Source organism: Photorhabdus noenieputensis, assembly GCF_018448935.1.
Classification (GTDB): Bacteria; Pseudomonadota; Gammaproteobacteria; order Enterobacterales; family Enterobacteriaceae; genus Photorhabdus; species Photorhabdus noenieputensis.
The window spans coordinates 25,749-38,829 of the sequence record NZ_RCWC01000027.1; the positions used below are offsets into that span (position 1 = coordinate 25,749).

Below are 13,081 nucleotides of genomic sequence, written 5' to 3' on the forward strand. Positions count from 1 at the left end.
TCAAGTGTGCAGCAAATGAGGCTGCATTACCAATGTCCTGAAGCCCCGAAAAAAATCGGGGCTTATGTCGATGTGGTCAAGGTGTGGACACTTACTTAAATAAATCCTTTTATTACAATGTATTATGTTTGAAAAACAAACATCATCCATGTCTTTTCCCCCTGCTTTCTGGTGGTCAATGTATGGGCACTTGTTGAAATAAATTCTGTTGTTTCAAATTAATCAACAAGGAAAGATTGACGCCATCTTCGTTTTTATCTCTTTCCACCGGCCAGTTTTTTATTGTTGTTATTCTAACCAATCCTGTTTATCTTATTTCATTTAACTTAAGTAGATTTGATTGTTCATTTGTGTTCAAAAAGGGAAAAGATATGTCTGGTAACGAGGTAAAAGATCGGCGTCCGATCAAGACACGCAATGCAGTGTGGGCCAGTAAAATGGCTAAATGGTTGCAATGTAAAGGGGCGACACCAAATGGCATATCTGTTGCCAGCGTTGTTTTTGCTGTATTAGCTGGTTTGTGTTTTGCCGTGTGTTTTTTAGTCGAGTCTTTTTGGACGACTTCAGTTTTATTGATTATTGGTGCCTTGCTCATTCAAGGCCGGCTAATGTGTAATTTATTGGATGGCATGGTTGCTGTTGAGGGAGGATTGAAGACGGCTGCCGGTGCTGTTTTTAATGATCTTCCTGATCGTATTGCTGATTCTTTTATTCTGATTGGGGTGGGGTATGGTTTAACACTTTTTCCGTTTGCGATTTCTCTTAGCTGTATTGCCGCATTATTAGCTGTTTTGACCGCTTATATTCGCTTATTAGGTGGAACTTGTGGTTTACCTCAGCGTTTCCTCGGTCCGATGGCAAAACAGCATCGGATGGCATTAATTACTGTTAGTGCAATTGTTGCCGCTTTTTTACCTCAGCTATGGGGCCAGTATCTTCTATTGGCGGTGTTAGTCGTTATCGCATTGGGCTGTCTCTGGACATGTGTTCGGCGAACCAGAGTCATATTGAATGAATTACAAGAGAAGGGTGCTTGTAATGAATAGACCACAAGAGGTGACACTGGTAAGTAAAGGTATGGGTTCATTTCTGTCTGGGCTTTGCCGTTTGTTAACAGGAGTGAGAATTCGTTGGATTGGGTGTAAGCCATCGGTAGCTTCCCGAATTTATTATGCTAATCATTCCAGCCACCTAGATGGGTTAGTTATCTGGGCTGGATTTCCTCGGGTGTTACGTTCTCGGGTGCATCCAGTTGCTGCCCGTGATTATTGGAGTAAAACTTATCTGCGTAGGTATTTTATTAATAAAGTTTTTCGGGCTGTGCTTATTGATCGTAAAGGAGAGGATTGTTTAAAGGGAAATACTCTGACGCCAATGGAGGATGTATTAAAACGAGGGGAATCTTTGATTTTATTCCCAGAGGGGACGCGAGGAAGTGGGGAACAAATTAATAAGTTTAAAGGTGGTCTATATTATTTAGCGAAGAAATATCCTGACGTTGAGCTTATTCCGGTTTATCTGGAAAATTTAAACAGGGTTTTGCCAAAAGGCTCGGCACTTGTTGTTCCTGTTATTTGTTCTGCAACATTTGGGCAACCTTTGGAAAAACTAGGTGTAAAAGAGGAAAAAGCTGATTTTTTACAGCGAGCTCGTCAGGCATTGGAGGCGTTAATATTATGACTATACTTAATAATAAACTACTCTTGTTGTTGGGTGGTATGTTCGTGCCGTTAATTATTGCCAGTATTGTTGGTGCAATACTCTCCTCAAAATATTCGAGGGATAACAGTAATGCGACAATCGACAATCTGAATGCCCGCATTCGTGGTTGGTGGGGGATGTGTATTATTTGTGTGTTGTCGGTGATTATTGGGCCAATCGGTTCAGTGTTATTATTTGCGAGTATGTCATTTTTCGCTTTACGGGAATTTTTCACTTTGACGCCAACACGACGAAGTGACCATGAGGCGATGTTCTGGTGTTTTTTTATTTTTATGCCATTGCAATACGTTGCCGTTGGTATTGAGTGGTATGGCGTGTTTTCTATTTTCATTCCTGTTTATGTTTTCCTGTTTTTACCTGCTCGTATTGCATTAGCTGGAGATACAACGAACTTTTTGGAGCGGACAGCCAAAATACAGTGGGGAATGTTAGTTGCTGTATTCTGTATTAGCCATGCACCCGCTTTATTGATGTTGGATATTCCAGGTTATGAAGGGGAGAATGTCGAATTATTGCTGTTTTTAATGATTGTGGTGCAGATGTCGGATGTTTTGCAGTACGTATTCGGTAAACTGTTTGGCAAACATCCTATTGTGCCTAAGTTGAGCCCGAATAAAACAGTTGAAGGTTTTGCCGGTGGCATCTTGGCTTCCGTTTTGTTAGGAATGTCACTTTATTGGGTAACGCCATTTTCTCCGTGGGAAGCTGGTTTGATGTCGTTAGCAATTACGCTGATGGGCTTTATTGGTGGTTTGTGTATGTCAGCGATAAAACGTGATAGTGGCATTAAAGATTTCGGTGAAATGATTGAAGGGCACGGAGGTATGTTAGATAGGATCGATTCTTTATGCTTTGCAGCACCGGTATTTTTCCACTTGACACGTTATTTCTATACATGATGGAAAGACACCAACGTAATGAATAAAGATTGTGCTGAATCAGCACTGTGGTATGGGTTGTCACAGTGCTGGTTTTTGTGTTGTTGATGACTTTCTTTATCCAGTGCGAACGAGGATATTGATAGGTTGATTGATGATCTTAAGAGCTATAGCAGCATAATTAAATGGCTTTTTAGCCAACTTGATCTCAAAAACGGGACTTATTGTTAATGCAGACTTGGGTTTTTACCGTATTATATGAAAGTTGAATCAATTCAGCTTGATTGTTTCAGTATGCTAGGTGGTAACAGGTTAAAAAGGCTGATTTCTCAGGCAAAGTGATCGCATACGGAGTCCGCCGTTAGCGGGTTTGCAATTATTACATCTACAAGTCAGAGGTCATCATGAGCAATGGGATCAAAAGAATCGGTGTCTTAACGAGTGGCGGTGATGCGCCGGGTATGAATGCAGCCATTCGTGGTGTGGTTCGTGCGGGATTAACCGAAGGATTGGAAGTTTTCGGTATTTATGATGGCTATCTTGGCTTGTATGAAAACCGTATGAAGAAACTTGACCGCTTTAGTGTGTCCGACATGATTAACCGTGGTGGCACTTTTCTAGGTTCAGCCCGTTTCCCGGAATTCAGAGATGAGAAGGTTCGTACTGTCGCTATTGAGAACATGAGAAAAAACGGTCTTGATGCTCTGGTCGTTATCGGCGGTGATGGTTCCTATCTTGGCGCGAAAAAACTGACAGAAGCGGGTTTCCCCTGTATCGGTCTGCCGGGCACTATTGATAATGATGTGGCGGGTACCGACTATACTATCGGCTATTTCACTGCGCTGGAAACGGTGGTTGAAGCGATTGACCGTCTGCGTGATACTTCGACTTCCCATAAACGTATTTCCATTGTTGAAGTAATGGGGCGTTATTGTGGTGATCTCACTTTGTCAGCCGCTATTGCAGGCGGTTGTGAGTTTATCGTTCTGCCGGAAGTCTCATTTAGTTGTGATGAGCTCGTGGCTGAAATTAAAGCGGGTATCGATAAAGGTAAACGTCACGCTATCGTTGCAATTACCGAACATGTTTGTGATGTCTATGAACTTGCGAGACATATCGAAAAAGAGACGCATCATGAAACCCGTGCCACAGTCTTAGGCCATGTTCAGCGTGGTGGTTCCCCGGTTGCCTATGATCGTATTCTGGCTTCCCGTATGGGGGCGTATTCCATCCAATTATTGTTGGAAGGTTATGGTGGTCGTTGTGTTGGTATTCAGAACGAGAAACTTGTTCATCATGACATCATTGATGCCGTGCAGAATATGAAACGCGTGTTTAAACAGGATTGGTTGGAAACCGCGAAAAAGCTATATTGATCACGCCAATACCGGCAAATCTAAATCTGTTGCAGCCTCATTGGAGGCTGTAATTTGTCTTTAGATATTCCTATCGCATATAAATAAATGCTTTTAATTATTTCTGAGTGATAACGCTTTCTGTCAGCCTTGGATTTCATAACAGCCAAAAACAGTGTGGGAGAGATTCAAGTGAGAGTCAGATGGCATATAGCATTGGCGTTACTGTTGGTTACCAATAGCAGTGTATGGGCAAAAGATCTTCAACTTCTTAATGTTTCCTATGATCCAACCCGTGAGTTATATCAGCAATATAATCAGGCTTTTAGTGATTATTGGCAGCAGAAGACAGGGGATAAAGTGATAATCCGGCAATCTCATGGTGGCTCGGGTAAACAGGCAACTTCTGTTATTAATGGCCTTGAGGCGGATGTGGTGACACTAGCTTTGGCCTATGATGTGGATGCCATTGCGGAACGTGGCCGGATAGCGAAGGCATGGATTAAGCGTTTGCCAGAGAATTCAGCTCCCTATACTTCAACCATTGTTTTTTTAGTGCGGAAGGGTAATCCCAAACAAATTAAAGACTGGTCAGATTTAGTTCGTCCAGGTGTGTCTGTTGTGACACCTAATCCAAAAACATCGGGTGGGGCACGCTGGAATTATCTGGCTGCATGGGGTTATGGGTTGATTCATAACAATCAGGATCAGGACAAAGCGAAAGCATTTGTTAAAGCCCTTTACCAGAATGTTGAAGTGCTCGATTCTGGCGCAAGAGGAGCGACCAGTACTTTTGTTGAGCGTGGAATCGGTGATGTATTAATTGCTTGGGAGAATGAGGCATTATTAGCGATTAATGCGCTTGATAAAGATAAATTCGAAATTGTAACACCTAGCCTTTCAATTCTGGCTGAGCCGACGGTTTCTGTCGTTGATAGGGTCGTTGATAAACGTCATAGTCGCGAGCTGGCAACAGAATATCTGCAATACCTTTACTCTCCGGTTGGACAGGAGATAGTGGCTAAAAACTATTATCGACCACGTGATAAAGCGATTGCCGATAAGTACCGCTCTTCTTTTCCGGTGTTGGAATTATTTACTGTCGATAAAGTATTCGGTGGTTGGGGAAACGCGCAAAAAGTCCATTTTGCAACGGGCGGTGTGTTTGATGAGATTATTCAGCGCTGAAAATGAATAGCCGCCGTAGGTATACGGCGGTCAATTAGCATTAAAATATTATGCTTTTTTCGCAGCGGCTGCGGCTTTTACGATAATAGCAAAAGCATCAGCTTTTAGGGATGCGCCACCAACTAATGCACCGTCAATGTCTGGCTGAGCAAATAGCTCAGCGGCATTATCTGCATTCACAGAACCACCGTACTGGATAATGACCTGTTTTGCGATTGCTGTATCTCTCTGCGCAATATGATCACGAATGAATTTGTGCACAGCCTGAGCTTGTGCCGGTGTTGCTGATTTGCCTGTACCAATTGCCCAAACAGGTTCGTAAGCAATGATCGTACCTTGGAATGCTTCTGCGCCCAATGTGTTCAGAACTGCATCAATTTGCCTTGCGCATACGGTTTCAGTCTGGCCAGCTTCATTTTCCTGTTCAGTTTCGCCGATGCACAAAACAGGGATTAGACCTTGTTGTTTAAGAGTGGCAAATTTTTTCGCAATGAATTCGTCACTTTCTTGGTGGTAAGTACGGCGTTCAGAGTGGCCGATGATAATGTATTCTGCGCCAATGTCTTTCAACATGGCGGCGGAAGTTTCACCGGTAAATGCACCAGATAGGTTAACGTCAACATCCTGTGCGCCCAGGGCAATACGGCTGCCAGCTAGCGCTTGTTTAGCCTGAGAGAGATAAAGTGATGGTGGCGCAATAGCGACGTCACAGCCGGTAACACTGCTTAGTTCTTTACGCAGGCCAGTGATAAGTTCGTTTACCATATGGGTACTGCCATTCAATTTCCAGTTACCCATCACCAATGGATGTCGCATGTTTTTTCCTCCAACCAGAGAAGTTTAAGTAGTGAGCTGAATTTAGGACCGATTCGGTAGATCAATGCTCCACAGTATAGTGATCATTGCGAACAATAGCTTTTTTTTATTACTAAATTTGATTAGTTGTCGGGTTCAGATAACCATAGCTTAATCGGTTCAATAGCGAAAGTAAGCGTTTTTTCGCTACTATTTACCACAATATAGCGAATCGCTCCGATGTTGTGGCTGTAAAATAGTGATTTTTTGCCGTTTCTGAGTAGGTTATTAATATTCTCTTTGCTTTGTTCCTGTGAAAGCGTTGGGTTAAAGTAGCGCATCAGCGCTACCATGTACTGTTCTGCCAGAATTTGGTTTTGCTGAGTTTCAGCAGTATTTTCTGATGGTAGTAAGGTCAGTTGCAGACTTTTGATTTTTTCATTTCCTCGCTCAAGTACGGCGGAAGAATAAAGTTTTTCGTTGATTTTGCTGGCAGCTCGTGTCAGTGGCAGATAGATGTCTTTATTTATGATTACCCGATACTCGCGTAGTGGCAATGTCGGGTTGCGGCGATTATATTTTTCGCGAAATCGCGGGATAGTTTCATCAAAAGAGGGGGCATTCGGCAGAAGATAGGTCGCTTGTATTGTGGGTTCTGTAGTTGTGGATTTATCAGCATTGGCTACCAACGGCAAACCGACGCTGCTTACCGCTAATATTATGGCTAGAAATTTATTAACGTCCATTTTCATGTTGCCGCTCGCTTAGGTTAAACTGCGCTGAGAAACAGAATACACGATTGGAAAAGAATAGATGACATTACAACAATGGGGTTTTTCATTCAAAGGACGAATTGGGCGACGTGAATTTTGGTTTGGCATTGGTGTTTGCCTGGCCTTGATGTTTGTTATCTTGACTATTCAGGGAATGAATTCTTTAACCATGCACTATGCTGTTTTTGCACTTGTTTTGGTGATGTATCCCGCGGCAGCAATGATGGTTAAGCGTCTGCATGATCGAAATAAGCGGGGAGGGTGGTCGCTGCTTTTATTACTGGCAGGGTTGTTAATTGCTGTTGACTGGGGTGGTATGGCACCGTTCTGGCAATGGGGGATTGGCCGTTTTATCCCCACATTGATCATTGTAATGATGGTGCTTGATTGCGGTGTATTCCGTGGTACGGATGGGCCAAACCGGTTTGGTGAAACAACAGAGAAAGTGGATTTTATTTCTGCCAAAGATGACTGAAATTACCAATATTGCTCACTGGTGATATGCCCCGGTTTGCGGCGTAAGTGTTTTGTCATTCCACGCTGCTCTTTTAGCAGTTGTTGGGTATCTTTCACCATTTGAGGGTTACCGCATAACATAATATGGCTGTTGTCACTGTTCATCGTAAGCCCGGCAGCCGCCTCAAGTTCGCCGCTCTCGATCAGTGCCGGGATACGGCCAGTCAATGAGCCGGTGTTTTGTTCACGGCTGACAATAGTTTGAATTCGTAGCTTGCCATTGAGACGTTCAACTAATTGCTGCATTAAGGGCAGATAGCTTAAATCTTGTGTTAGTCTGACTGCATGCACCAATACGATATTCTCAAATCTTTCCAGGTAGTCCCCTTGTTGAAGGATGGACAAATAAGGGCCAATGGCTGTTCCCGTTGAAAGCATCCATAATGTTTTGCAGTCAGGTATTTCATCAAGAATAAAAAAGCCTGCGGCTTGTTCTGTTACTAATAGATTATCACCAGGTTGTAGCGCTGCTAATCGCGGGCTGAGTTTGCCTTCAGGAACCGTCACTAAATAGAATTCAAGATTGTTATCTGCCGGAGCGTTAACGTAAGAGTAGGCCCGTTGCACCCGTTCATCATCTATTTCCATTGCCAGTTTTGCAAACTGACCCGCAGTGAATTCTTCAACCGGTGCATGCATCCTGATGCTGAATAAGGTATTCGTCCAGTGAATAACTTGTGTAACTTTTCCTGTAACCCAGTTTGCCATTGGAACTTATCTCCTATCCTGAAAGAAATCCCCGAACCGTTTGTTTTTACGTCGTTATTTTAGTCTATAGAGATAAATACCATTATCGATTCTGTGTCATAGAAAAATTGACTACTACTTTATTAATACTTAGTTTTATATGTACATATTTGTTGCCAAATATGGCGTAATTAACTGTTATTTTTTTCAGAAAATAAAATTGTGCACTATCTCGCAAAATATTTTAAATTTGTTAAGTTAATCACATTAGTGGAGTAAGAGAATACAGGCCATTTCCTATATAGCCTGGGGGTTTTTTGTGACTTTATGAATTATATAAACTTGTTGTGAATGCGATGAGAAAATTAGAGAACTTTCATTTATTGCAGATATTGCTAAAGATTTTGATGTGCCAATAGGTTCTGTACAACGTGGGTATGCTGATGTTCTTTACGTCAGTTTTGATCCTGATTTGTTGGTTACCATTGGTGCATAGGATGCAGCGTCACGGACATGTTGTTTAATCAAGCAATTAAAGAAAGGGTGGTCATTTATTTCACCCTTTCTTTATATCTAGATATTTAGGGAGTCTTAGCCTTTATCTTCCCAATCCTGCGCGCGGGCAACCGCTTTTTTCCAGCCATTGTATTTATAATTACGTTCAGTGGTTTCAATGCTTGGATGGAATTCTTTTTCAATGGTGGCTTTACTTTTCACTTCATCCAGGTCTTTCCAGTAGCCAACCGCCAATCCTGCGAGGAATGCTGCGCCCAATGCAGTGCTTTCACGCACTACAGGGCGTTCTACGCGGGTACCAAGGATATCTGATTGGAATTGCATCAGGAAGTTATTGGCAACAGCACCGCCATCTACACGAAGTGCTTGCAGCCGGGTACCTGCATCAGCTTGCATGGCATCCAGGACATCGCGGGTCTGATAGGCAATGGATTCCAGCGTCGCACGAATGATGTGATTACTGTTGGTGCCGCGGGTCAGGCCAAAGATTGAGCCGCGAGCGTAGGGGTCCCAGTATGGCGCACCAAGGCCGGTGAAAGCGGGAACCACATAGACGCCGTTACTGTTTTTAACTTTAGTGGCAAAGTATTCGGAATCAGCGGCGTCTGCAATAAGTTTCAGTTCATCACGTAGCCACTGGATAGAGGCACCACCAACGAAAACCGCACCTTCAAGCGCATAGTTCACTTCACCGCGGGGACCACAGGCAATAGTTGTCAGTAATCCGTGATTGGAGCGCACGGCATCTGTACCTGTGTTCATCAGCAAGAAGCAGCCTGTCCCGTAGGTATTTTTCGCCATACCCGGTTGGACGCAAAGTTGACCATATAGAGCAGCTTGTTGGTCACCTGCGATACCTGCGATAGGAATTCGGGTGCCACCTTTACCGCCGATGTTGGTCTGACCATAAATCTCAGAAGATGAATGAACGGTCGGCAGTAGGGAACGCGGGATTTGTAACTCATCAAGAATATGCTGATCCCATTCCAGATTGTGAATGTTGAACAACATTGTTCGAGAGGCGTTTGTGAAATCGGTAACGTGGACTCGGCCTTGGGTCATTTTCCATACTAGCCAGGTATCCACAGTACCGAACAGTAGCTCACCTTTTTCAGCCCGCTCACGGGCGCTTGGGACGTTATCCAAGATCCATTTTATTTTGGTGCCGGAGAAATAAGGGTCCACTACCAGCCCTGTATTCTGGCGAATATATTCTTCTAATCCCTCTTTTTGTTTGAGTTTAGTACACGCGTCTGCGGTACGGCGACATTGCCAAACGATGGCATTGTAAATAGGTTTACCGGTTTCTTTTTCCCAAATAATCGTTGTTTCACGTTGGTTGGTAATCCCAATACCGGCAATCTGATCAGAACTAATATCCGCTTTCGCCAATACTTCTACCAACGTTGAGCTTTGGGTTGCCCAGATTTCCATTGGATCGTGTTCTACCCAACCCGGTTTAGGATAAATTTGCGCAAATTCTCTTTGGGAAATTGAGATAATATTGGCATCGTGATCAAGAATTATTGCTCGGGAGCTGGTAGTTCCTTGATCAAGGGCGACAATATACTTTTTCTCAATCATATTTTCTGTTGTCATGATAATAACCTGTTCTGGTAATGCTCTACTCTAGGCTTTCTTTTTCTTCTGATCTTCAGTTTTATGAACATCAGATGGTAAATGGCGACCAATAAGTTTACGGTAGCCAAATGCTCCTACAATACCGCCGATAATCGGTGCGGTCAGAGTAACCAGACAGTAAGGGATTTCACGTCCACCTGTCAGGGCAATATCTCCCCAGCCCGCTAGATAAGCAATTAATTTGGGGCCAAAGTCACGGGCCGGGTTCAGAGCGAAACCGGTTAATGGGCCGAATGCGCCGCCGATAACGGCAATTACAATACCAATTAGTAACGGAGCCAGAGGACCGCGAGGAATACCATTGCCATCGTCAGTTAGCGACAGAATTAGACAGAGCAGAATAGCGGCAATGATAACTTCTATCATAAAAGCCTGAGAAATGGACAGTGACGCCATTGGATAAGTAGAAAATACACCTGCTGTAAACAAGCTTTCAGGCGTACCACGAACGATATTGTGCACCTGTTCGTAATCAAGGAATACGCTGTAGTACATCATGTAAATGAGAGCGGCCGCGATAAAGCCACCAATCATCTGCGCAATAATAAAAGGGATAACTTTTTTGCCATCAAAACGGGCAAACAGCCATAAGGCAATCGTCACCGCCGGGTTAAGGTGAGCACCGGAAACACCTGCGGTGAGATAAACAGCCAACGCAACGCTCATACCCCAAATAATACTGATTTCCCATAAACCTAATTGTGCGCCGGCAATACGTGCAGCGGCAACACAACCTACGCCAAGGAAAACCAATAGTGCGGTACCAAGAAGCTCAGCGATACACTGTCCGGTTAATGTCGTGCTAGTGGTTTGGCTCATATGTTCTATCCTACAAAGAAGATTTTAGAGGGGTAGTTATTATTCGCCTTCCAGCATTGAAAGGAGGGTTATGTAAATTTATCGTTAATGCGCGGAAACGAGAAATAGCGAAATTGAAATGTGTGTGTTGTGTCAACAAAATGAGCGAATCCGCATTTATCCGCTATTTTGCTAAAAATTAAAGTGTGAGACACTTTAGGGTTTTTATTTGGTAGTTATTTTTCATGTGTTGGGGATGTTGCTAGACAGGGGCGCATTGGCTACATACAATCAGACAATTGCTTATAAGGGGGAACCGAGAATGTCATTTGAAGTTTTTGAAAAGCTGGAAGCCAAGGTTCAGCAGGCGATTGATACTATTACCCTGCTACAAATGGAAATTGAAGAATTAAAAGAAAAAAATCGATCGTTGTCTCAGGAAATTCAGAATGCTGCCAGCAGCCGTGAGTCTCTGGTTCATGAGAATGAGCAATTAAAACAAGAGCAACAAGTATGGCAAGAACGTTTGCGTGCCTTGTTGGGCAAAATGGAAGATGTTCAGTAATTACAAATTTCCAACAGACAAAAAGGGCGATCTAAAAAATCGCCCTTAATTCTATTATATGTTGCCATCAGATGATCTCATCTTCTTCGCTATCATCAAGTCCCAGTGGCTCTTCGGACAAAATAATACCGGTGTTGTCGGCATACAAATAGTCACCAGAGAAGAAGGTTACACCACCGAAATTCACCCGAATATCGCTTGCGCCGGCCCCTTCATCACGACAGCCAGCAGGAATAGCGGCTATAGCTTGAATACCGAGGTCGAACTCTGCTAGCTGGTCAACCTGACGTACAGCACCGTAAACAACAATGCCTTCCCATCCATTTTGCACAGCGAGTTGTGCCAGCTCAGCGTCAATTAATGCTTGGCGTACAGAACCACCACCATCTACCAGTAAAATGCGCCCATGACCGTTGTCCTCAAGCAGGTCATAAAGTAACCCGTTGTCTTCAAAGCATTTAACCGTGATGATTTGACCACCAAATGAAGTACGCCCGCCAAAATTGGAGAACATAGGTTCTACCACATTTACTTCTTCTTGATAGATGTCACAAAGCTCGGAAGTATCATATTTCATAGGATTTACGTCTGGTTAAGGTATGGAACAGTAAGTATATCCCTTTCAGGCCGATGTTAGCAAAATCATCAATTATTAAATTGATATTGTTAACAAGTATCCAGAATGGTTAAGTTACAACACCTCCCGGAAAAACAGCACGAATGCGGTCTAATTAAAGATAAGACCAACTGAAAATAGAATATTAGTCAGTAATGCCGCTTTAACCATCTGTCCCAACATTGGACGCATTCCCTCCGGTGTGGGGTCATTAAGTACATACCATATATGTTTGAACAACCAAGGCAGAGCAAGCAGGAACAGCCAGCCTGACCAGCCAGATGGGTTTTGTACGGTGAATAATGCCAAGCAAAGTATTGCTGTGATTATTAAACTACCGTGATAATAACGGGCTTTTTTAGGGCCAAGGCGGACAGCTAGGGTATTTTTGCCATGCCGTTTGTCATCTTCAATATCACGCAAATTATTGATATTTAAAACAGCAGTAGAGAGAAGCCCACAGGCTGTAGCCGGGAGTATGACAACCGAGTCAAAAAAACCTGCTTGAAGATAATAAGTACCGGCAACACTTAACCAACCGAAGAAAATCAGTACTGAAATATCACCAAGCCCCATATAGCCATAAGGCTTTGCGCCAACTGTATAGGTAATTGCGGCAATAATTGCTAGTAGGCCAAGTACTAGAAAACCGAATATATCGCTGGGTTCTTCACAGGCAACCGCAATCAAGGCACTACCAGACAGACAAGCTAGCAGGACAATAATCTTCAATGCTTTTTTCATCTGTGAGGTGGTAATGGTGCCTTTTTGCATACCGCGTAGTGGCCCGATACGTTTTTCAGTATCACTGCCTTTAATAACATCACCGTAATCATTGGCGAGATTAGACAGAATTTGCAGTATGGCTGCTGTTAATAGCGCTAGTAAGGCAACCGGTAGCTTGAAATGCCCTGTCCAGTCAGCAAGGGCTGAACCAGTAATAATGGCTGCAAGGGCGAGTGGCAGTGTTTTAGGACGCAAACTTTCCAGCCATGCTTGAGTTTGACTAATGGAAGTTGATGAGTTCATTT

At 43.4% G+C, this 13,081-nt stretch carries 14 protein-coding genes; 7 read left to right on the top strand and 7 right to left on the bottom strand.

Going from position 1 to position 13,081, the window contains the following annotated elements; all coding sequences use genetic code 11:
- Positions 1–371 precede the first annotated feature (371 nt).
- The 5 genes from EAE91_RS16550 to EAE91_RS16570 all read left to right on the top strand — a co-directional run bounded on the left by EAE91_RS16550 (position 372) and on the right by EAE91_RS16570 (position 5,143).
- Positions 372–1,046: a CDP-alcohol phosphatidyltransferase family protein gene (locus tag EAE91_RS16550; RefSeq protein WP_214089447.1), complete on the top strand. Its 675-nt coding sequence runs from the start codon at positions 372–374 to the stop codon at positions 1,044–1,046.
- Complete coding sequence (locus tag EAE91_RS16555; protein WP_214089448.1) at positions 1,039–1,680, top strand: lysophospholipid acyltransferase family protein; 642 nt, start codon at positions 1,039–1,041, stop codon at positions 1,678–1,680. Before EAE91_RS16550 ends, EAE91_RS16555 begins: the two co-directional genes overlap by 8 nt.
- On the top strand, positions 1,677–2,621 hold the full coding sequence (locus EAE91_RS16560; RefSeq protein ID WP_214089449.1) for a phosphatidate cytidylyltransferase: 945 nt from the start codon (positions 1,677–1,679) through the stop codon (positions 2,619–2,621). The genes EAE91_RS16555 and EAE91_RS16560 overlap by 4 nt, the downstream gene beginning before the upstream one ends.
- A gap of 383 nt (positions 2,622–3,004) precedes the next feature.
- Positions 3,005–3,976 (top strand): 6-phosphofructokinase, encoded by a 972-nt coding sequence (gene pfkA, locus EAE91_RS16565; RefSeq protein ID WP_036780151.1) that lies wholly within the window; start codon positions 3,005–3,007, stop codon positions 3,974–3,976.
- A gap of 171 nt (positions 3,977–4,147) precedes the next feature.
- Positions 4,148–5,143: a sulfate ABC transporter substrate-binding protein gene (locus EAE91_RS16570; RefSeq protein WP_214089450.1), complete on the top strand. Its 996-nt coding sequence runs from the start codon at positions 4,148–4,150 to the stop codon at positions 5,141–5,143.
- Positions 5,144–5,191: 48 nt separating this feature from the next.
- Here EAE91_RS16570 and tpiA read toward each other — a convergent pair whose 3' ends face one another.
- Complete coding sequence (gene tpiA / locus EAE91_RS16575; RefSeq protein ID WP_214089451.1) at positions 5,192–5,959, bottom strand: triose-phosphate isomerase; 768 nt, start codon at positions 5,957–5,959, stop codon at positions 5,192–5,194.
- A 122-nt stretch (positions 5,960–6,081) separates the two neighbouring features.
- The gene (locus EAE91_RS16580) at positions 6,082–6,684 is read right to left on the bottom strand and encodes a YiiQ family protein (protein ID WP_376744731.1); all 603 of its coding nucleotides are present in this window, start codon (positions 6,682–6,684) and stop codon (positions 6,082–6,084) included.
- 67 nt (positions 6,685–6,751) lie between these two features.
- On the opposite strand from EAE91_RS16580, the gene EAE91_RS16585 reads away from it, so the two are divergent.
- Positions 6,752–7,186, top strand: a complete 435-nt coding sequence (locus EAE91_RS16585) for a DUF805 domain-containing protein (RefSeq protein WP_214089453.1) — start codon at positions 6,752–6,754, stop codon at positions 7,184–7,186.
- 2 nt (positions 7,187–7,188) lie between these two features.
- Here EAE91_RS16585 and fpr read toward each other — a convergent pair whose 3' ends face one another.
- The 3 genes from fpr to EAE91_RS16600 all read right to left on the bottom strand — a co-directional run bounded on the left by fpr (position 7,189) and on the right by EAE91_RS16600 (position 10,890).
- A complete protein-coding gene (fpr, locus tag EAE91_RS16590; RefSeq protein ID WP_214089454.1) occupies positions 7,189–7,935 on the bottom strand; it encodes a ferredoxin--NADP(+) reductase in 747 nt (248 codons plus the stop codon).
- 570 nt (positions 7,936–8,505) lie between these two features.
- Complete coding sequence (gene glpK, locus EAE91_RS16595) at positions 8,506–10,029, bottom strand: glycerol kinase GlpK (protein WP_214089455.1); 1,524 nt, start codon at positions 10,027–10,029, stop codon at positions 8,506–8,508.
- 30 nt (positions 10,030–10,059) lie between these two features.
- Complete coding sequence (locus tag EAE91_RS16600) at positions 10,060–10,890, bottom strand: MIP/aquaporin family protein (RefSeq protein ID WP_214052737.1); 831 nt, start codon at positions 10,888–10,890, stop codon at positions 10,060–10,062.
- Positions 10,891–11,191: 301 nt separating this feature from the next.
- On the opposite strand from EAE91_RS16600, the gene zapB reads away from it, so the two are divergent.
- Positions 11,192–11,434 (top strand): cell division protein ZapB, encoded by a 243-nt coding sequence (gene zapB, locus EAE91_RS16605; RefSeq protein ID WP_214089456.1) that lies wholly within the window; start codon positions 11,192–11,194, stop codon positions 11,432–11,434.
- 67 nt (positions 11,435–11,501) lie between these two features.
- Here the strand turns inward: zapB and rraA are convergent, their stop codons facing one another.
- Together rraA and EAE91_RS16615 are read right to left on the bottom strand one after the other, a co-directional pair.
- A complete protein-coding gene (rraA, locus tag EAE91_RS16610) occupies positions 11,502–12,011 on the bottom strand; it encodes a ribonuclease E activity regulator RraA (protein WP_214089457.1) in 510 nt (169 codons plus the stop codon).
- Positions 12,012–12,161: 150 nt separating this feature from the next.
- Complete coding sequence (locus EAE91_RS16615) at positions 12,162–13,079, bottom strand: 1,4-dihydroxy-2-naphthoate polyprenyltransferase (protein WP_214089458.1); 918 nt, start codon at positions 13,077–13,079, stop codon at positions 12,162–12,164.
- Positions 13,080–13,081: the final 2 nt, after the last annotated feature.